The sequence below is a fragment of the Micromonospora andamanensis genome (genome assembly GCF_016863495.1).
Lineage (GTDB): Bacteria > Actinomycetota > Actinomycetes > Mycobacteriales > Micromonosporaceae > Micromonospora > Micromonospora andamanensis.
Genome location: NZ_BOOZ01000016.1, coordinates 95,067 through 114,849 on the forward strand (window position 1 = coordinate 95,067; position 19,783 = coordinate 114,849).

Here is a 19,783-nt window from a genome sequence, read left to right on the forward strand (position 1 = left end):
AGTGCCCGGGTACCGGGACGTCCCCACCTCCCGGTGGGATCCCGACGCCCCGACCGACGTGGACGAGGCCGAAGCGTTCCTCCGGCTGTTCCACGACGAGAACGACGACTCGCGGAACCTGCTCCCTCGGTTGGCCGCGGTCCGCGCCGAGATCGCCGCCACCGGCACCTACACGCACACCCGTGCGGAACTGACCTTCGGTGCCCGCGTCGCCTGGCGTAACTCGTCGCGCTGCATCGGTCGCCTCTACTGGCGCAGCCTGCGTCTGCTCGATCGTCGTGACGTGCACAGTGCCGACGGCATCTACAGCAGCCTGGTCGAGCATCTGTGCACCGCGACCAACAACGGCAACATCCGGCCCACCATCACGGTCTTTCCTCCAGCCCGGCCTGGTGAGCGTTACGCCCGCATCTGGAACGAACAGCTCATCCGCTACGCGGGGCACCGTCGATCCGACGGCAGCGTGGTGGGCGATCCACGGTACGTCGACTTCACCGCCACCGTCACCGCGATGGGCTGGATCGGCAAGGGAAGCGCATTCGACATCCTTCCTCTGGTCATCGACACCCCCGCCGACGGCCCTCGCCTGTTCGATCTGCCGGAACATGCCGTCAGCGAGGTTCACCTCACCCACCCCGAACACCCCTGGTTCGCCAATCTTGACCTGCGTTGGCACGTCGTGCCGGCGATCTCTCACATGCGTCTGACAATTGGCGGGATCCACTACCCGTGTGCCCCGTTCAACGGGTGGTACCTCGGTGCCGAGATCGGTGCGCGCAATCTCGCGGACCTCGACCGCTACAACATGCTTCTCGTCGTGGCCGAAAATCTCGGCCTCGACACCAGCACCGACGTGACACTCTGGCGCGACCGGGCCCTGGTCGAACTCAACATAGCCGTGCTGCATTCGTTCACTGCCGCAGGCATGCGCATCAGCGATCACCATACCGAGGCGCACCTTTTCTGCACCCATCTCGAGCGGGAGGCGCGCCTCGGCCGTCCCGTCCCGACCGACTGGACGTGGATCGTGCCGCCTCTGTCGGGCAGCACCACCCCCGTTTTCCACCGCTATTACCATGAAGCCGACCTTCGCCCCAACTTCTACCTGGACCCGGAGGCGCGTGCCCTTTCCCTCGGTGCCGCCGCCCCCGTGGCTGCTGGACGTTGTCCCGTCACGGGAGCATCCCCACAGCCGAACAAATACATGTGATGATCGGTGTGCGGCGCAGAGTTGAGCGCCGCAGCCCGCACTTTCCAGCGTCCACCTGCTCGGCCGCACGCGAACAAGAGTCATCGCTTCACACCGATTTCATTTCCACCTGCGATGATCGCCATGCTCGCCACTCGGAGAATCCCCAGAAGGACTAGAATGCTGAACTGGCTGGGCCACCTCACCGTGCGCGCCCGCGCTATCGTGCTCGTTCTCGCCGTCGCGGTGCTCGTGGCCGCCGGTCTGACCGCCGGTGGTGTCACTGAACGACTCGCTGGCGGAGGCTTCAATGACGCTGGCGACGAGGTCGCCGCGGCCGTGCAGGCCCTCGAGGTCGAATTCAAGGCCGGCGAACCCAACATCATTCTTCTGGCCGACGCCGGAGCGGGCGATGTGGACAGCCCCGAGGCTGCCGCGGCTGGCCAGGCCCTGACGAGTCGGCTGGCCGCCGAGCCCGGTGTCGTCGACGTCGCCTCCTACTGGACCACCGGCCTGCCGTCGCTCAAGTCGAGGGACGGAACCAAGGCCATCGTCGTCGGACGCATCACCGGCGACGACAAGACCATCGAGGCCCGGGCGGGTGATCTCAGCACCGCCTACACCCAGTCCGACGGCACCCTCCGGGTGGCCGTGGGCGGCAGCGCCGAGGTGATCCGGCAGCTCAGTGTCCAGAGCGAGAAGGACCTCATCCGCGCTGAGGTGATCGCGTTGCCGATCACCCTGATCCTGCTGATAGTGGTCTTCGGCGGGCTCGTCGCCGGACTGCTTCCGGTCGCCGTCGGGATCTTCACAGTTCTCGGGGCCCTGCTCATCCTCTACGGCCTCGCCGGCCTCACCGACGTTTCCGTCTTCGCGCTCAACCTCACCACGGCGCTCGGTCTGGGTCTCGCCATCGACTACAGCCTGTTCATCGTCTCGCGGTTCCGCGAAGAACTGGCCACAGGTCTCGACGTACCTCAGGCTGTGCTCCGGACGGTCAACACCGCCGGCCGTACCGTCGCGGTCAGCGCGCTCGCCGTGGCCGGCTCCCTTGCGGTCCTCCTGGTGTTCCCACAGATGTTCCTGCGGTCCATCGCCTACGCCGGCATTGCGGTGGTCGCCTGCGCCACAATCGCCGCGATAGTCGTTCTTCCCGCGCTGCTCGCGGTGCTCGGCCATCGCGTCAACGCCCTGGCCGTGCGTCGCGCCAAGCGACGCGAGGGCACCGGTTGGCAGCGCATCGCCCATGCCGTCATGCGTCGCCCGGTGATCGTGGCCACCGTCGCGGTGGCGATCCTGCTCCTGCTCGGTTCGCCTGTTGTCGGCATCCGCTTCGGCGACGTCGACGACCGCGCCCTACCCACGACCGCCACCGCACGGCAGGTCGCCGACCAGCTCCGCACCGACTTCGACACCCGCGACGCCGACGCCATCGCCGCCGTGGCCACCGACATCGGAGATCCCGCCACCCAGACCACAGCTGTCAGCGAGTACGCCACCACCCTCTCCCGCATCGAGGGTGTCGCCCGCGTTGACGCCGTGACCGGCAGCTACACCAACGGCCAGCAGGTCGCTCCACCCGGACCTGCCACCGCCCGTTTCGCCACGGCGACGGCCACCTGGCTTCAGGTGGTGCCTGATGTCGAGCCCGTTTCGCCAGAGGGCGAAGCGTTGGTCAAGCGCATCCGCGCCACCGAGGCTCCGTTCTCCGTCAAGCTGGCTGGTCCATCCGTTGAACTACTTGACGGAAAGGCCCTCATCGCTGACCGGCTACCCCTCGCCGGAGCGCTGATCGCGGCGGTCAGCTTCCTCGTCCTGATGGTTGTCTTCGGCAGCGTTCTCCTGCCACTCATCAGTCTGGTACTCAACGTGCTCAGCCTGTCCGCAGCCTTCGGCGCGATGGTCTGGGGCTTCCAGGAAGGTCACCTGGCGGGGCTGCTCAACTTCACAAGCACCGGCACCATCGAGATATCCATCCCGGTGCTGCTGTTCTTCCTGGCCTTCGGCCTGGCCACGGACTATCAGGTCTTCATGCTCTCCCGCATCAAGGAGGAGTACGACAAGACCCACGACAACACCGACGCCGTCGCCACCGGCCTGCAGCGCACCGGCCCCATCATCACCGCCGCCGCCGCGCTCATCGCCATCGTCTTCATCGGTCTGGCGGCCGGCGACATCTCCATCATCAAGCTCCTCGGCGTCGGCCTCGCGCTCGCCATCATCGTTGACGCCACAATCGTCCGGGCGGCCCTCGTCCCGGCGTTCATGCGACTGGCAGGCCGAGCGAACTGGTGGGCGCCCCGACCCATCCAGTCGCTGCACCGAACCCTCGGTATCCACCATGCACCAGCCGAGCCCACCACCATGCCGGCCGGACCACCAGACGCGTTGCACAGCGCAGCGGGTTGACCCGGAGGGCGACGACGCCGACCTCGCCCGGCACAAGGGACGTCGGTGCCCCACAACTGAGGCGTTGTGGTGGGCGGGTGGGGGTTCGTAGGCTCGTGCCACCACCGCCCGGTCCACCCGGGTGGGCACTTCGGGGAAGGGACGCCGGTGCTCTACTGGCTGCTGAAGTACGTGCTGCTCGGCCCGCTGCTGCGGCTCATCTTCCGGCCGCGGGTGGAGGGTCTGCACCACGTACCGGCTGCCGGTCCGGTCATCCTGGCCAGCAACCACCTCTCCTTCTCCGACTCGATCTTCACGCCGCTGATCGTGCCCCGGAAGGTCACCTTCGTGGCCAAGGCGGAGTACTTCACCGGTAAGGGGATCAAGGGCTGGCTGACCAAGATGTTCTTCACAGGTACCGGCACCATCCCGGTGGACCGCTCCGGCGGCCGGGCCGCCCGCGCCGCGCTGGACACCCAGCTCACGGTGCTGCGGGCCGGCGGCATCGCAGGCATCTACCCGGAGGGCACCCGGTCGCCCGACGGTCGGCTCTACCGGGGCAAGACCGGCGTGGCCCGGCTGGCGTTGGAGAGCGGCGCGCCTGTCGTACCGGTGGTGATGCTCAACCTGGACGAGATCCAGCCGCCCGGTCAGCTCATCCCGAAGCTGGCGCAGGTCCGGATCCGCTTCGGCCCGCCGCTCGACTTCTCCCGCTACGCCGGGCTGGCCGGTGACCGGTTCGTCGAACGCGCGGTCACCGACGAGATCATGTACGAGTTGATGGAGCTCTCCGGTCGGGAGTACGTCGACATCTACGCCCAGAAGCTCAAGACCCAGCCCGCCACGCCGGTCCCGGCCTGAGCCGCCGACCCCGGGTCGGCGGACCGGGCGGGGACGCGGTCGGGCCGGCGAGGACTCAGGAGGCGAGGGTCCGCGCGGCGTCGACGGGTGGGTGGGCCAGCGCGAGCAGGCCGGGTGCGCCGTTGCGGTGGGCGAAGGCGCGCAGCTCGGCCAGGGGCGCGTCGGCCGCCGCGTGGTCACCGGCGGCGGTCAGTTCGCGTACCGCGAAGGTCAGCGCCAGCATCCGGTCGGTGACGTCGGGGATGCCGGCGTAGGTCTCGGCGGCGGCCAGGTGCAGCTCGGCGGCGTGCTGGTGGTTGTCGTCGGCGCCGGCCAGCGCGCCGGTCACCGTCCGCAGCGCCGCTTCCGACCAGGGCGTACGGTGGCCGACCTGGTCGAGCATGGCGCGTATCCGGGCGGCGGGCTTGCGGCCGGTGAGGCACGCCGCCCAACTGGCCGCGGCGATCCACTCGCCGCTGGCCAGCGCCGGCACCGCACTCCACGACTCGGCCAACTCGTCGACGAGCGCGGCGGCCTCGTCGAGGCGACCCTGTACCGCCCGGCACAGCGCCCCCATCGCGAGCATCGTCCAGTGCAGCCGGTGGAAGCCGCTGCGCCGCGCGATGTCCAACGCGGCGGCCACGTCGTCGCGTGGCGGTGTCCCGTCGGTCGACTGGTCGGTGGGTGGCCCCGGTGGCACCGGCTGGCCACGCAGCACCAGCAGGCACGACCGCAGGCCGCGCACCTGCATGTCCCAACTGCCGGTCGGGGTGTCCACGAACGCCTCGGCGGCGGCGAGCAGCCGGCCGAAGTCTCCCTCGAACCAGGCTCGCATCGCCTCGCTGGAGTAGCTGGTGGTCAGGGTCTGCCCGCTCGCGGTACGCGCCGGCACAGCCGAGAGCAGAGCGTTGGAGCGTACCCAGTCGCCCTCCTCGCAGACGGCGTAGGCGAGGTTCTGCGTGGCCCGGGGCAGCGCGAGCAACTGCCCGGCCCGGCTGACCTCGACGATGCTGTACAACTCGTCCAGCCCGGCGCGGTCGCCGGCCTGGTACCGGGCGGTGGCCGCGGTGATCCGGGCGTTGGTGCGGGTCTCGGTCAGCCCGAGCCGTTCGCCGATCTCCGCTGCCGTGTCCGCCGCCGCCACCGCCGGATCACGTTCGTAGTTGAGCATGTGCAGCCGCCCCAGCTCGGCGAAGGCGTCGGCCTTCTGCGCGCTGTCCGGAAGCGGCTCGAACAGCCGTACCGCCCGGTCCAGGCAGGCCAGCGCCGCCGGCCGGTCGGCCCGCAGCCACGCCGCCTGGCCGAGCAGCGTCCAGGCCCGCGCCGCGCACGCCTCGTCGCCGTACGCGAGCAGTCGCTCGGCGAGCGCCTGCACCTGCTCCGGCCCGCCACTGGAGAGGAAGGCGTTGCCGTCACGGTGGAACGAGATCTCGGTGCTGAGCAGCTCCAACTGGAGCCGACCCACCGGATCGGAGTCGTCGGCCAGGCCGAGCGCCCGGGCGGCGTGGCTGGCGGCGGCGTCCAGGCCGTGCAGCGCGTACGCCCGGCGCGCCGCCCGGTGCAGCGCGGCCCGTGCCGGCGCGGCGTAGCGGCGGGTCTCCATGCCCAGCGAACGGGCGATCTCGTGCGCCGCCCAACGGTGGTGGGCAAGCACCTCGGCCAGGTCGGTGTCCCGACTCTGCGACAGCGTGTCCAGCCAGTCGGCGGTGCGTTCGTGTCGGGCCACCCGCTCGGTGCGGGGCAGCCGCTGGTAGCACACGTCGCGGACCAGGACGTGCCGGAAGCGGTACTCCGGCTGACCGGCCATCGTGGAGTCGGCCTGCTCGTGGACGAAGTCCCGCTGTTCGAGCCGGCGTAGGGCCCGCTCGACGGACTCGACAGGCTGTCCGACGGCGGCGGCCACCGCACCCGGCCAGAACTGGACGCCGACGACCGCGGCGGCCAGCAGCGCGGTCCGGTCCTTGGCGTCGAGCAGGTCGACCCGGTTGGCGATGACCGCGTGCACGCTCTCCGGCATCGGCAGGTCCAGGTGCTTCTCCAGCGACCAGCCGCGTCCGGACTGTCGCAGCGCCCCCTGCTCGATAAGCATCCGGACGTACTCGTGGGCGTAGAGCGGGTTGCCGCCGGCCACCTCGATCAGCGGTGTCAGCAGGTCGGCGGAGAACGCGGCCTGGCCGAACATGTGCGCGTACAACGCGGCGATGCCGGTGTCCCGCAACGGCGGCAGGGCGATGGTGACCGAGCCGGTGATGGTCCCCGCCCAACTCGGATCCCTGTCGACAAGTTCGGGACGGGCGGTGCACAGCAGCAGCAGCGGCACGTCCCGGGCCGCCGCGCCCAGCAGTTCCACGAAACGCAGCATCGCGTCGTCGGCCCAGTGCAGGTCCTCGAAGACCAGCACGGTGGGGCGGCGGGCGGCGAGGGCCAGCAGGAACCGCCGCCACGCCGATTCCGCCTCCTCGGCCGGCAGCGGGGTGCCGGCCAGCCCGACCAGCGGACGCAGCGCGTCGGTGACCCGGTCCCGCTCGGCGACACCGACGAGCTCCCCGACGGCGGCGGTGAGTCGTTGCGCGGCGCTGGCGGCCGGGTCGGTGTCCAGGATGCCCGCCTCGGCCTTGACGATGTCGGCGAGCGCGGCGAACGTGACGTTCTCGCCGAACGGTGGGCACCTGCCGATCCGCCAGGTCAGCGGCTCGTCCACCAGCCGGCCGGTGTGCCTGTGCAACTCGCGGACGAGTCGGCTCTTGCCGATGCCGGCCCGGCCGAAGACGGTCACCACCTGGGGCCGGCGGTCGCGCAGGCTGCGGTGCAGGGCGTTGACGAGCATGCCCAGCTCGTGTTCCCGGTCGATCAGGGGCGTGGTGTCCGGCTCCCGGTCGGTGGGTTGCTGGCGTACTGCGGACCGGGCCAGCCACACCTCGGTCGGCGCGGACCGGCCGCGCAGGGTGACCGGGGGCTGTTCGTCGTACCGGATGGTGTCCCGGGTCAACGCGTGCGTGGCACCGTCGACAAGCACGCCGCCGGGCGGTGCCGCTGACTGCAACCGGGAGGCGGTGTTGACCACGTCACCGGCGACGATCGCCTGCCCGCCGTCGCGGGCGGCGGCCACGTCGACGAGCGCCTCCCCGGTCGCCACGCCGACCCGGAAGCGCAGCCCGTCGGTGCCGGTGGGGGTGAACCGGGTCAGCACCCGCTGCAACTCCAGCCCGGCCCGCACGCACCGCAACGCGTCGGTCTCGGTGGCCACCGGCGCACCGAACAGCGCCATCACCGCGTCGCCTATGTACTTCTCCACCACGCCGCCGTACTGGCCGACCACTCGACGGGCGGCGGAGAAGAAGCCGGTCTGCATGCCGCGTACCAGCTCCGGATCGGCCCGCTCGACGTACGGGGTGAAGTCGATCAGGTCGACGAAGAGCACGCTTACCCGGCGACGATCCTCCTGGTTCATGGTGGCCGGCCGGTCGGTGCCGGCGCGGGGCGCCCCGCAGGAGGTGCAGAAGGCCACGTCGGGGGCGAGCGGGCGCAGGCAGTGCGGGCAGACGGCACCGAGTTCCGCGCCGCAGCCACCGCAGAAGCGGTCGCCCTCGGCGGCGGTACGTCCACAGCGGTCACACTGCGCGGCGATGACACCCTCCACTGGCAGGCCCCGACGCCCCGGGGCGCAGCATCGAGTATCGCCGTCCGACGCACTGTCGGGTACCGGGCTGTTGGTTTGTGGACACTCAGCCGGGCAGCTCAACACGTTCCGGAACGGCTAGATTCAGGCAGCCGATTTGTCGACAGCTGATAGGGGGACAGCTCCATGGTGTACGTGATGCTGAAGAGCGACTGGACCGACGGTAACGGGGTCACCCACTCCGCCGGGGACTCGGTGGACGTGGACGCCGCCACGCTCGCCCAGTTGCAGGCGCAGGGGATCGTCGGCGAGGTGCCCGGCGGTGGCAAGGACGGTACGGACTGGGTCGGACCGGGCGACACCGAATGGGTCGGGCCGGGCAGCACCAAGCCCTGACCACAACGAGTGCGGGCGGGGCCGGGACGATCGTCCCGGCCCCGCCCGCGTACCTGATGTCCTCGACGGCGGCGGGCCGCTCAGCGCTCGTTCATCCCGGCGCGTCGGCGCAGCGCGGGCACGTCGGTGACGACGATCCGCCGGCCCTCGGTACGCAGCCAACCCCGGTTGGCGAAGGACCCGATCGCCTGGTTGACGCTCTGCCGGGAACCACCGGCCATCTCGGCCAGCTGGCTCTGGTTCAGCTCGATGGTGATCATCGGGGCCTGACTCTCACCGGCGAGCCGGACCAGCGTCTTGGCCACCCGGCCGGGTAGGTCGAGGAAGACGTGGTCGGCGTTCTGCTCGGTCAGCCGGCGGATCAACGCACCGAGGGAGCGCATCACCGCGTCGAGGATGCGGGCGTTCGAATGCACCAGCTCCATGAACGCCGGCCGGGACAGCGCCAGCGCGGCGGTGTCCTCGATCGCCTCCGCCGAGGTCGACCGGGTCGAGGCGTCCAGCAGGGAGACCTCACCGAGCACGTCCGGCGGTCGCATCACGGTCAGGATCGCCCGCTCGCCGGTGGGCGCGGTCCGGAACACGGCCACCGCGCCGCGCCGCAGGATGATCAGCGACTCGCCCGGGTCGTTCTCCACGAACAGCAACTGACCCTTGCGGTACGTCCGGGGCACCGCCGCGGCAACCACCCGTTGGCGTACCTCCGGCTCGAGTCCGGCGAACATGTCGACGCCGGTGAGCGCGTCGCCCGGCTCCGGCAAGCGCATCTCCACGGCCCCACCCCTCCCCGGTCAAGGACCCCAACTCGCTCACCGGGTGAGCCTGGCGGCCCTTGACGAGGTGATCCGACACCCGTTCGGCGTCCGGCAGCGGTAACACATCAGATCATGACGGTCCGGTCGCGTGCTGTACACCCCTCAAATCACTTCCGTGACCGGTTCGAGCTGGGGCGTGACCTCCCGAGGGCCGATGGAAGCGCTCCCGGTGTCGGCGACCCGATCGTCGGGCCGCGGTGACCGTCGGCGAGGATGGTGCGGATGGCCTACCGCTACTTCTACGACTGTGAGTTCATCGAGGACGGCCGGACCGTCGAGCTGGTCTCGATCGGCGTCGTCGACGAGCACGGCCGCGAGTTCTACGCGGTCTCCACCGAGTTCGACGCGTCCCGGGCGGTGCCCTGGGTCCGCCGCAACGTGCTGGACAAGCTGCCCTCGCCGGCCGACAGGTCCTGGCGGTCCCGCGAACGTATCCGCGACGACCTGTACGACTTCCTGGTCGAGCCGATCCGCGGCAACCCTGGCGAGGATCTGGAGTTGTGGGCCTGGTACGCGGCGTACGACCACGTGGCGCTGGCCCAGTTGTGGGGTGCGATGCCGGCGTTGCCTCGGGAGATCCCCAGGTACACCAAGGAGCTGCGGCAGCTGTGGGACGACCGGGGCCGGCCGCCACTGCCGAACGCCGCTGCGGCCCGGCACGACGCGCTTGTCGACGCCCGGCACAACCTGGCCCGGTGGCGGGCGATGACCGGTTCGTGAGATCCGGTATTTCGGTGGTTTGACCCGTGCCGTCCCGGGCACCGGGTTCGCCGACGGGTCGAGGCGAGGGAGTGCCGGCGTGAACAGGTGCAGTGGAGTACCGACGTGAGCGGCGGGGTGCTCGGCGGCCGGCAGGCCCGGACCCGGATCACCGAGCTGATCCGGGCCGCGCGGATCTGCACCCTGACCACGCTCTCCCTCGACGGTCGGCTGGTGGCCCGGCCGATGACGCTTCAGCGGGCGGAGTTCGACGGGCAGCTGTGGTTCTTCGCGTACGCCGGATCGTCGACGGTCCGGCAGGTGCGGGTGAACCCGGAGATCGAGCTGAGCCTGCACGACCCGCGGGCCCAGGTGTGGGCATCGATCACCGGCAGCGCCCGGGACGACCATGACCAGGCGCGCGCCGAGCGGCTGTGGCACCCGGGACTGGCCGCGTGGTTCCCGGACGGTCCGGCGACGGCGGGTCTGACGCTTGTCGTCGTGCACCCCACGGCCGCCCGGTGCTGGGACGCCCGGGGTGGCCAGGCCGAGTTGATCGGCCCGGTCGGCGCGGCGTCAAGCGGTGGATCTCCGGCCGATCGCCGGGAGGCTGGCTACTGACCGGTAGCGGGGCGCGGTGCGGGCAGTACCGAGCGGCGACTACAGTTCGTAGGGACGGCCCGCCCCGGGCCGGCAACGGTGCCGAGGGTCCGCGCTGACACATATCCTGGGGCTTGATCGGGCTTGACCAGATGCTCCCCAGGAGGATGAGCGGATCATGCGTATCGGCGTGCTCACCGGCGGCGGCGACTGCCCGGGTCTCAACGCGGTCATCCGGGCGGTGGTCCGTAAGGGCGTCGCCAGCTACGGCCACGAGTTCGTGGGTTTCCGCGACGGTTGGAAGGGTCCGCTGGAGGGGCTGTCCCGCCCGCTCGGCATCGCGGAGGTCCGCGGCATCCTGCCCCGTGGCGGTACGATCCTCGGCTCCTCCCGGACCAACCCGTTCAAGATCGAGAACGGTGTCGAGCGGATCAAGGACAACCTGGCCGCGCAGGGGGTCGACGCGCTCATCGCCATCGGCGGTGAGGACACCCTCGGCGTTGCCACCAAGCTCCACGAGCTGGGCGTCAACGTCATCGGCGTGCCGAAGACCATCGACAACGACCTCGGCGCGACCGACTACACGTTCGGCTTCGACACCGCCGTCAACATCGCCATGGAGGCGATCGACAGGCTGCACACCACCGCCGAGAGCCACCACCGCACCCTGGTGGTCGAGGTGATGGGCCGGCACGCCGGCTGGATCGCCCTGCACGCCGGCCTGGCCGGCGGCGCCAACGTGATCCTGCTCCCCGAGCGCAACTTCGACGTCGAGCAGGTCGCCGGCTACGTCGAGAAGCGCTTCCAGCACCAGTACGCCCCGATCGTCGTGGTCGCCGAGGGCGCCCAGCCGCTGGAGGGCCAGATGGTCCTGCAGAACCAGGAGCTGGACGCGTTCGGTCACGTCCGGCTCGGCGGCATCGGCCAGTGGCTGGCCGAGCAGCTGGAGGCCAAGACCGGCAAGGAGGCCCGCACGGTCGTGCTCGGCCACATCCAGCGCGGCGGTACCCCCACCGCGTTCGACCGGGTGCTCGCCACCCGGCTGGGCCTGCAGGCCATCGACGCCGCCCACGAGGGTGACTGGGGCAAGATGGTCGCGATGCAGAGCACCAACATCGTCCGTGTCCCGCTCGCCGACGCGACCGCCGAGCTCAAGACCGTTCCGCTGGAGCGGTACGCCGAGGCCGAGGTCTTCTTCGGTAGCTGATCGTCGTTCCGGCGTCGCGGACGGGCCGCCGGGCCCACCGCGACGCCGGCCCACGAAGGGGGTACGCCAGGTGTCAGCCGGGGTGCACACGGTCGCGGTGATCGGAGCGGGCAAGATCGGCGAGCTGATGCTCTCCGGGCTGCTGCGGTCGGGCTGGCCGGTGGACCGGCTGCTGGCCACCGCCCGCCGTCCGGCCCGCGCCGAGGAACTGGCCGCCCGCTACGGCGTACGGGTGGTGGACAACCTCACCGCCGTGGACGAGGCCGAGGTGCTGGCCGTCTCGGTGAAGCCGCAGGACGCCGCCGCGCTGCTGGACGAGATCGGCCCCAAGGTGCCGCCCGGCAAGCTGCTGATCTCGCTCTGCGCCGGCCTGCCCAGCAGCTTCTTCAGCCGCCGGCTGCCCGAGGGCACCCCGGTGGTGCGGGTGATGACCAACACCCCTGCCCTGGTGGACCAGGCGATGACCGCCATCTCGGCCGGCGCTTACGCCACAGGCGAGCACCTGGCGCTGGCCGAGGAGATGTTCAAGCCGCTGGGCGCGACCATCCGGGTGCCGGAGACCCAGCAGGACGCGGTGACCGCCCTCTCCGGCTCCGGCCCGGCCTACTTCTACCTGCTTGTCGAGGCGATGACCGACGCCGGCATCCTGCTCGGCCTGCCCCGCCAGGTGGCGCACGACCTGATCGTGCAGACCGCGATCGGCTCGGCGGTGATGCTGCGCGACTCCGGCGAACACCCGGTGAAGCTGCGCGAGGCGGTCACCTCGCCCGCCGGCACCACCATCTCCGCCATCCGAGAACTGGAGAACCACGGCGTACGCGCGGCCCTGCTGGCCGCCCTCGAGGCCGCCCGCGACCGTGCCCGCGAACTAGCCACCCAGGCCGAGTAACCCCTCCCCACCCCCGCCCATCCGCGTTGATCATGAGGTTAGCGGCAGTAGTCGATCTCTGAACTGCCTAACCTCATGATCAACGGGAGTGGGACGCTTTCGGCGTACCGGAGTGTGGTGGGGGGTCGGTGCGGTGATCGGGGTGGCGCATACTGGCGCGGTGTTCACTCTCGCCCAGGCTCGGCACCTGGTAGCCACCCTGCATCCCCGGATCGACGAACTGATCCGGGTCCGGGCCGACCTGGCCGAGTTGCAGGCCGACCTGGCCGGCCACGGGCTCAGCGCACTCGGTGGTCGGGCCGAGGTCAAGGGCCTGGAGGCCCGGCTGTACGCGGTCCTCGACGAGATCCAGCAGCACGGCATCGAGGTCAAGAGCGTGGCGCCGGTGCTGCTCGACTTCCCCGGTGAGCGCGAGGGCCGGCAGGTGCTCTGGTGCTGGCTGGAGGGCGACACCGACGTGCGCTGGTACCACCGCGCCGACTGCGGCTTCGCCGGGCGCCGCCCGATCTGACCCGGGCCGGATCGGACGGCGACCGCTGGATGTGGGTACGGCGGCGAAGCCTGAGCCCGATCAGGGGCGGGGCGTAGGCGCGCGGCCGGCTAGTCTCTGCCGGTGAGCGACGTGCGGCGGGCGACTGTGGACGACGCCCGGGAGCTGGTCCGGTTGCGGACGGTCATGTTGGGCGCGATGGGTGGCGCGCCGCCGGAGCCCGGCGAGTGGCAGCACACCGCCCTGGGTACGCTCCGGCGACAGCTGCCGGATCCGGAGGCCGACCTCGCCGCGTACGTCGTGGATGCGCCGGGCCGGCCCGGGACGCTTGCCGCCTGCGCGGTCGGTGTGGTCGACCTGCGGCTCGGCGGGCCGATGGACCCGAGCGGCCGGTCCGGGTACGTCTTCAACGTGGCGACCGATCCGGCGTACCGTCGTCGGGGTTTCTCGCGGGCCTGCCTTGTCGCGTTGCTGGACTGGTTCGCCGACCGGGGTGTGCGCACGGTGGACCTGAAGGCCAGCCCGGAGGGCGAGCCGCTCTACCGGGAGCTCGGCTTCCGTCAAACGTCGATGGCCGCGATGCGGCGGGTCGGAGGGCCTTGATGTTCGCCACACCACTGGATGCCGACGCCGAGCTGCGGCCGTTGAACCCGTGGCACGCCGAGGAGTTCTTGGCCAACCTGGACCGGTCACGACAGCACATCGCGCCCTGGGTGTCGCCGTCCTTCGTGGCCACCGACCTCGACGGGGCGCGGCACGTGCTCCAGCGTTACGCCGACAGGTGGGCCCGGGACGACGGCGGCATCTGGGGGATCTGGTCCGATGGCACGCTGGTCGGTGGGGTGCTGCTGGTGTCGCTCAACGCGGCGTCCGGGGTTTGTGAGGCGGGTTGCTGGCTGGAACCGGCCGCGGAGGGGCGGGGCCTGGTGACCAGGGCTGTCGAACGACTGATCGACTGGGTGCTCGTCGAGCGGGGGCTGCACCGGGTCGAGTGGCAGACAAACGCCGGCAACGTGCGCAGCATCGCGGTGGCCCGCCGGCTGGGCATGCGCCGCGACGGTGTGCTGCGGGACGCGTTACCGGGTCCGCAGGGGCGTATCGACCTGGAGGTCTGGTCGGTGTTGGCCCCTGAGTGGCGGACCCGGCGCGCCGGCAGTGACGAGCCGCGCTGAGTCGAGGGTCGGGCAGGCGCCGGCAGTGACGAGCTGCGTTGAGTCGAGGTGAGCCCGGGCGCATCCACGGGGCCGGCGTGGGGTGTCGGAGTGCGGCCGGTCAGCCGGCGGCAGCGAGGGCGGAGCGCAGGATGCCCGTGCCGGCCGGGGCTTCCCGCGCCGCGTCCGACGGATCAGCGGAGTAGATGACGCCGTAGGCCGGGGTGTCCGGCTGGAAGCGCCAGCCTTCGGCGAGCGCACCGACGTCTACCGCGTCGTACCCGATCCGGTCCAGGAAGGTGGCGACGGTTGCCTTGGCCTCGGGGTCGTCACCGGCGATCGGCAGCGCGCTGCGGTCGGCGGCGTCGCCGGGCCGGGCCAGGGTGAGCAGGTGGGTGAAGTAGATGTTGTTGAACGCCTTCACCACCCGGGACTGCGGCAGGTGGCGTTGCAGCAGCTCGCTGCTGGTGACGCTGCCCTCGTCCAACTCGGGGAACTGACCGTCCCGCTGCGGGTAGTAGTTGTTGGTGTCGATGACGACCTTGCCGGCCAGCGGCTCGGCCGGCACGGCCCGGTACGACTTGAGTGGGATGGTGACCACCACCAGGTCGCCGGCGCGAGCCGCGGCGTCGACGGTGCCCGCGCTGGCCTGCGGCCCCAGCTCCTCGACCAGGCCGGTCAGGGTGTCCGGCCCGCGTGAGTTGCTCACCACCACGTCGTAGCCGACGTGCACGGCCAGCCGCGCCAGCGTCCCTCCGATGTGTCCGCTGCCGATCAATCCCACCGTCGCCATACCCACAGCTCCATCCCACCTGAACCCAGCGCACCCGGCCGTCCCGCCCCCCCCGATACGTCGATCATGCAGTTTCTGTCGGCCCAAAAGGGTGCGAAAGCCAGAAAACGGCGACCACAACTGCAAGATCGACGAGGCGGGGCGGGGCGGGCGGGGCGGGCGGGGCGGGGCGAGGTAGGGCGGGGCGGGTGGGGGTGGGGGTGGGGTTTAGGTGGGGAGGGTTTTTTCGACTGTGGTGCGGAGGGTGGGGTCGTCGGGGGTGACGGTGGGGGCGAAGCGGGCGGCGACGGTGCCGTCGGGGGCGACCAGAAACTTCTCGAAGTTCCAGCGGACGTCGCCGGTGTGGCCGTCAGCGTCGGCGGTGTCCACCAGGGCCGCGTACAGGGGGTGACGGTCGGGGCCGTTGACCTCGACCTTCTCCGTGATCGGGAAGGTCACCCCGTAGTTGACCTGGCAGAACTCGCTGATCTCCGCAGCGCTGCCCGGCTCCTGCCCGGCGAACTGGTTGCACGGTACGCCGAGCACCGTCAGTCCGCGATCGGCGTACTCGTCCTGGAGGGTCTGCAGGCCGGCGTACTGCGGGGTGAGGCCGCAGCGGGAGGCGACGTTGACGATCAGCAGGGCGCGTCCGCGGTACTGCGCGAGGTCGGCCGGGCCGCCGGCGAGCGCACCGACCGGAATGTCGAAGACGGTCATGCCCGGAGGCTACCGCCGCGCCGGTGGCGGCGGACGGTGCGGGTGGGGCGACGTTACCGAGCGGTACCCGACCGTTGGCCGGCGGTGATGGCGTCGCCCGTCGATCTGGCCGTCCGCGCGCAATCGATACATGCACATCTTGACGAAGTGGTGGCGTGTGAGTAGCGTCTCCTCATCCTTTTGGAAAGTTTCCTAACTGTTTGGAGACGCCACATGAGAAGATCGCTTCGCCGGACCCTCTGGGTCGGCGCCGTGGTCGCGGTGACCGTCGCCACGGTCCCGATGGCCTCGGCGTTCGGCGCCGGAAGCGTGACCACCTCGTTCACCCGGGTCTCGGACTGGGGGACCGGTCACGAAACGCGGGTCACCATCACCAACGGGTCGGACGCCAGCGTCAGCACCTGGCGCATCGAGTTCGAGCTGCCGTCGGGCACCAGCATCGGCAACTCCTGGGACGCCGACGTCACCCGCGACGGCAACCGCTATGTGGCGGTCAAGAAGAGCTGGGCCGGTGCGCTGGCCCCGGGCGCCTCCTTCAGCTGGGGCTACAACGGCACCGGCGCGTACCGGGCGCCGCTGAACTGCACCATCAACGGCGCGCCGTGCGGTGGCGGCACCACGCCGCCGACCACCACCGCACCGCCCACCACGACGCCGCCGACCACCACCCCGCCCACCACCACCCCGCCGACCACCACGCCACCGACCACCACGCCGCCGAACCCGGGCGCGCAGAAGGTGGTCGGCTACTTCGCCCAGTGGGGCGTCTACGCTCGCAACTACCACGTCCGGAACATCCACACCAGCGGCTCGGCGTCGAAGCTGACCCACATCCTGTACGCCTTCGGCAACACCACAGGCGGCCGGTGCACCATCGGTGACAGCTACGCCGACTACGAGAAGGCGTACACCGCGGCGGAGAGCGTCGACGGCGTCGCCGACACCTGGGACCAGCCGCTGCGTGGCAGCTTCAACCAGCTGCGCAAGCTCAAGAAGATGTACCCGCACCTCAAGGTGATCTGGTCGTTCGGTGGCTGGACCTGGTCCGGTGGCTTCACCCAGGCCGCGCAGAACCCGACCGCCTTCGCCGAGAGCTGCTACAACCTGGTCGAGGACCCGCGCTGGGCCGACGTCTTCGACGGCATCGACATCGACTGGGAGTACCCGAACGCCTGCGGCCTGACCTGCGACGCCAGCGGCCCGAACGCGTTCAGGAACGTGGCCAGCGCGCTGCGTACCCGGTTCGGTTCGAGCAACCTGGTCACCGCCGCGATCACCGCCGACGGCAGCAACGGCGGCAAGATCGACGCCACCGACTACGCCGGTGCCGCCACCCACCTCAACTGGATCATGCCGATGACGTACGACTACTTCGGCGCCTTCGCCCCGCAGGGCCCCACCGCCCCACACTCGCCGCTGTACTCGTACTCCGGCATCCCGCAGCAGGGCTTCTGGTCCGACGCGGCGATCCAGAAGCTCAAGAGCAAGGGCATCCCGGCGAACAAGCTGCTGCTCGGCGTCGGCTTCTACGGCCGTGGCTGGACCGGGGTCAGCCAGACCGCGCCGGGCGGTACCGCGACCGGACCGGCTCCGGGCACCTACGAGCAGGGCATCGAGGACTACAAGGTGCTCAAGAACACCTGTCCGGCCACCGGCACCATCGGTGGTACGGCGTACGCGAAGTGCGGCAGCAACTGGTGGAGCTACGACACCCCGTCGACAATCGGCGGCAAGATGACGTACGCCAAGAACCAGGGCCTCGGTGGCGCCTTCTTCTGGGAGCTCTCCGGTGACACCAGCAACGGTGAGCTGATCGGTGCCATCAAGGGCGGTCTCGGCTGAGCCGACGGCCGACGCGTCACCCACACGACGGGGAGGGGCCCGCACCGGCCCCTCCCCGTCCCGCGTGCCCGGGGCCGATCTCCCGGCCCGACCAGCGGTGTGACAGACTCGCCGCTCGACCGTGTCTCGATGTCCGCCATCGAGGGAGGTGACGATGCGGGTCACGTACCGGCGTCCGGCGAGCACCGCCGCGCTGCTGGCCACTCTGCCCTTCGTCGTGGTCGGCTGTGGGCTCGTTGGTGGTGAGACCGAGGCGGAGCAGCCCGAGCGGGCGCCGGCTGAGGAGGCCATGCTCAAGTCTCGCGAGCGGGTCCAGGCGTACCTCGACGCGATGGCGGCCAAGGACGTGGCGGCTGGTCGCGGCCAGCTCTGCGCGGTGCTGCACGAGGCGTTCGACGCCGCCGCCACCGAGCCGAACGGCGACTTCGCCGACCACTTCGAGGTTTCCAAGTCCGAGATCACCGACATCCGGCCCGGTCCGTCCGGGCAGGAGGTCAGCACCGCGGTCACGGTGACCGTCGGCAAGAAGAAGGCGACCCGCCCGCTGCTGTTCACCGTCACCCGCGACGGGATCGACTGGTGCATCTCCGACGAGCGGCCCGGTGCGAACAGCCCAGCCCCGGCGCCCACGCCCTGACCTGCGTCACCGTCGAGGGTCGTCCATCTGCCGGAACCCGGCCCCTCGCCGGTCGCCTATTCGGCTGGTCGCCGTAGGCTGAATACCATGCGCCATGAGTGGCATCAGTTGAGTCATCCGGCGGTGGGCAGCCCGGTGCTGCAGACCAGCCGCCCGACCGTCGACTCCGCCGAGGACGAGGCTCTCGGCCTGGACCGCTGGCGGGAGCTGCCGCGCGCCCAGACCCCACCCTGGCCCGACGAGGCCCAGGTCGCCGAGGTCTGCAAGGTGCTCGACACCGTGCCGTCGGTGGTCGCCCCGTACGAGGTCGATCAGTTGCGCCAGCGTCTGGCGCTCGTCTGTGAGGGCAAGGCGTTCCTGCTCCAGGGCGGTGATTGCGCGGAGACCTTCGCCGACAACACCGAGAGCCACCTGCTGGCCAACGCCCGCACGCTGCTCCAGATGGCCATCGTGCTGACCTACGGCGCGTCGTTGCCGGTGGTGAAGGTGGCCCGGGTGGCCGGGCAGTACACCAAGCCCCGGTCGCTGCCGACCGACGCCCGAGGGCTGCCGGCCTACCGCGGCGATATGATCAACTCGCTGGAGACCACGCCGGAGGCGCGGGTCGCCGACCCGCAGCGCATGATCAGGGCGTACGCGAACTCGGCCGCCGCCATGAACATGTTGCGCGCCTACCTGGCCGGCGGGCTGGCCGACCTGCACGCGGTGCACGACTGGAACAAGGGCTTCGTGCGCAACTCTCCGGCCGGCGAGCGGTACGAGGCGATCGCCCGGGAGATCGACAGGGCTCTCGCGTTCATCCGCGCCTGCGGGATGACCGACGACGAGGCGTTGCGCACGGTCACCCTGTACTGCTCGCACGAGGCCCTCGCGCTGGAGTACGACCGGGCGTTGACCCGGGTCTCCGGCGGCCGACCGTACGGGCTCTCCGGGCACTTCCTGTGGATCGGTGAGCGCACCCGGCAGATCGATGGCGCGCACATCGACTTCATCTCCCGAATCGCCAACCCGATCGGGGTCAAGCTCGGCCCGACCACCTCGCCGGACGAGGCCATCGAGCTGTGCGAGAAGCTGAACCCGGACAACATCCCCGGCCGGCTCACCCTGATCAGCCGGATGGGCAACCACAAGGTCCGGGACGCGCTGCCGCCGATCGTGGCCAAGGTGACCGCCGCCGGAGCCAAGGTGGTGTGGCAGTGCGACCCGATGCACGGCAACACCCACGAGTCGTCGAACGGCTACAAGACCCGCCACTTCGACCGGATCGTCGACGAGGTGCTCGGCTACTTCGAGGTGCACCGTGGCCTGGACACCCACCCCGGCGGTCTGCACGTCGAGCTGACCGGTGAGGACGTCACCGAGTGCCTCGGCGGCGCCCAGGGCATCGCCGACCTCGACCTGCCGGACCGCTACGAGACCGCCTGTGACCCCCGCCTGAACACCCAGCAGTCGCTGGAGCTGGCGTTCCTCGTAGCGGAGATGCTCCGTGGCTGACGCGAGGAGTGAGCTTGCGAGCCCCGCAGTCGGCAGCC

Annotated in this window: 18 protein-coding genes; 14 read left to right on the top strand and 4 right to left on the bottom strand. The window is 70.6% G+C overall.

From position 1 onward, the window contains the following. Position 1: 1 nt before the first annotated feature. The 3 genes from Van01_RS16360 to Van01_RS16370 all read left to right on the top strand — a co-directional run bounded on the left by Van01_RS16360 (position 2) and on the right by Van01_RS16370 (position 4,438). On the top strand, positions 2 to 1,210 hold the full coding sequence (locus tag Van01_RS16360) for a nitric oxide synthase oxygenase (protein ID WP_204007820.1): 1,209 nt from the start codon (positions 2 to 4) through the stop codon (positions 1,208 to 1,210). Positions 1,211 to 1,324: 114 nt separating this feature from the next. Then, entirely contained in the window at positions 1,325 to 3,598 is a 2,274-nt protein-coding gene (locus tag Van01_RS16365; RefSeq protein WP_239099119.1) for an MMPL family transporter, read from the top strand. 147 nt (positions 3,599 to 3,745) lie between these two features. Then, positions 3,746 to 4,438 carry a lysophospholipid acyltransferase family protein gene (locus tag Van01_RS16370; protein WP_204007822.1) on the top strand — a complete coding sequence of 231 codons (693 nt, stop codon included), beginning with the start codon at positions 3,746 to 3,748 and terminating at the stop codon, positions 4,436 to 4,438. Between the two features lie 55 nt (positions 4,439 to 4,493). On the opposite strand, the gene Van01_RS16375 is transcribed toward Van01_RS16370, so the two are convergent. Next, the gene (locus tag Van01_RS16375; RefSeq protein ID WP_204007825.1) at positions 4,494 to 8,057 is read right to left on the bottom strand and encodes an ATP-binding protein; all 3,564 of its coding nucleotides are present in this window, start codon (positions 8,055 to 8,057) and stop codon (positions 4,494 to 4,496) included. A gap of 165 nt (positions 8,058 to 8,222) precedes the next feature. Between Van01_RS16375 and Van01_RS16380 the strand changes: the two genes are divergently transcribed. Next, a complete protein-coding gene (locus Van01_RS16380; protein WP_099850916.1) occupies positions 8,223 to 8,432 on the top strand; it encodes a hypothetical protein in 210 nt (69 codons plus the stop codon). Between the two features lie 80 nt (positions 8,433 to 8,512). On the opposite strand, the gene Van01_RS16385 is transcribed toward Van01_RS16380, so the two are convergent. Next, positions 8,513 to 9,205, bottom strand: a complete 693-nt coding sequence (locus Van01_RS16385) for a Crp/Fnr family transcriptional regulator (protein ID WP_093401197.1) — start codon at positions 9,203 to 9,205, stop codon at positions 8,513 to 8,515. A gap of 264 nt (positions 9,206 to 9,469) precedes the next feature. Here Van01_RS16385 and Van01_RS16390 point away from each other — a divergent pair, with 264 nt between their 5' ends. The 7 genes from Van01_RS16390 to Van01_RS16420 all read left to right on the top strand — a co-directional run bounded on the left by Van01_RS16390 (position 9,470) and on the right by Van01_RS16420 (position 14,304). After that, complete coding sequence (locus Van01_RS16390; RefSeq protein WP_204007834.1) at positions 9,470 to 9,967, top strand: polyadenylate-specific 3'-exoribonuclease AS; 498 nt, start codon at positions 9,470 to 9,472, stop codon at positions 9,965 to 9,967. A gap of 105 nt (positions 9,968 to 10,072) precedes the next feature. Beyond that, complete coding sequence (locus Van01_RS16395) at positions 10,073 to 10,567, top strand: pyridoxamine 5'-phosphate oxidase family protein (RefSeq protein WP_204007836.1); 495 nt, start codon at positions 10,073 to 10,075, stop codon at positions 10,565 to 10,567. 157 nt (positions 10,568 to 10,724) lie between these two features. Beyond that, complete coding sequence (locus Van01_RS16400; RefSeq protein WP_204007838.1) at positions 10,725 to 11,753, top strand: 6-phosphofructokinase; 1,029 nt, start codon at positions 10,725 to 10,727, stop codon at positions 11,751 to 11,753. A gap of 70 nt (positions 11,754 to 11,823) precedes the next feature. Then, positions 11,824 to 12,642 carry a pyrroline-5-carboxylate reductase gene (proC, locus tag Van01_RS16405; protein WP_204007840.1) on the top strand — a complete coding sequence of 273 codons (819 nt, stop codon included), beginning with the start codon at positions 11,824 to 11,826 and terminating at the stop codon, positions 12,640 to 12,642. A 160-nt stretch (positions 12,643 to 12,802) separates the two neighbouring features. Continuing rightward, positions 12,803 to 13,153, top strand: coding sequence for a DUF2203 domain-containing protein (locus tag Van01_RS16410; protein WP_204007960.1), 351 nt, complete (start codon positions 12,803 to 12,805; stop codon positions 13,151 to 13,153). Positions 13,154 to 13,255: 102 nt separating this feature from the next. Beyond that, complete coding sequence (locus tag Van01_RS16415; RefSeq protein ID WP_204007843.1) at positions 13,256 to 13,735, top strand: GNAT family N-acetyltransferase; 480 nt, start codon at positions 13,256 to 13,258, stop codon at positions 13,733 to 13,735. Then, complete coding sequence (locus tag Van01_RS16420; protein ID WP_204007845.1) at positions 13,735 to 14,304, top strand: GNAT family N-acetyltransferase; 570 nt, start codon at positions 13,735 to 13,737, stop codon at positions 14,302 to 14,304. The genes Van01_RS16415 and Van01_RS16420 overlap by 1 nt, the downstream gene beginning before the upstream one ends. A gap of 100 nt (positions 14,305 to 14,404) precedes the next feature. Here Van01_RS16420 and Van01_RS16425 read toward each other — a convergent pair whose 3' ends face one another. Beyond that, positions 14,405 to 15,076: an NADPH-dependent F420 reductase gene (locus Van01_RS16425; RefSeq protein ID WP_204007847.1), complete on the bottom strand. Its 672-nt coding sequence runs from the start codon at positions 15,074 to 15,076 to the stop codon at positions 14,405 to 14,407. A 207-nt stretch (positions 15,077 to 15,283) separates the two neighbouring features. Continuing rightward, positions 15,284 to 15,772 carry a glutathione peroxidase gene (locus Van01_RS16430; RefSeq protein WP_204007850.1) on the bottom strand — a complete coding sequence of 163 codons (489 nt, stop codon included), beginning with the start codon at positions 15,770 to 15,772 and terminating at the stop codon, positions 15,284 to 15,286. Positions 15,773 to 15,985: 213 nt separating this feature from the next. On the opposite strand from Van01_RS16430, the gene Van01_RS16435 reads away from it, so the two are divergent. The 3 genes from Van01_RS16435 to Van01_RS16445 all read left to right on the top strand — a co-directional run bounded on the left by Van01_RS16435 (position 15,986) and on the right by Van01_RS16445 (position 19,745). Next, the gene (locus Van01_RS16435) at positions 15,986 to 17,614 is read left to right on the top strand and encodes a glycosyl hydrolase family 18 protein (protein ID WP_204007851.1); all 1,629 of its coding nucleotides are present in this window, start codon (positions 15,986 to 15,988) and stop codon (positions 17,612 to 17,614) included. A gap of 154 nt (positions 17,615 to 17,768) precedes the next feature. Further along, positions 17,769 to 18,251: a hypothetical protein gene (locus tag Van01_RS16440; protein ID WP_204007853.1), complete on the top strand. Its 483-nt coding sequence runs from the start codon at positions 17,769 to 17,771 to the stop codon at positions 18,249 to 18,251. A gap of 87 nt (positions 18,252 to 18,338) precedes the next feature. Beyond that, positions 18,339 to 19,745, top strand: coding sequence for a class II 3-deoxy-7-phosphoheptulonate synthase (locus Van01_RS16445; RefSeq protein WP_204007855.1), 1,407 nt, complete (start codon positions 18,339 to 18,341; stop codon positions 19,743 to 19,745). Positions 19,746 to 19,783 lie beyond the last annotated feature (38 nt).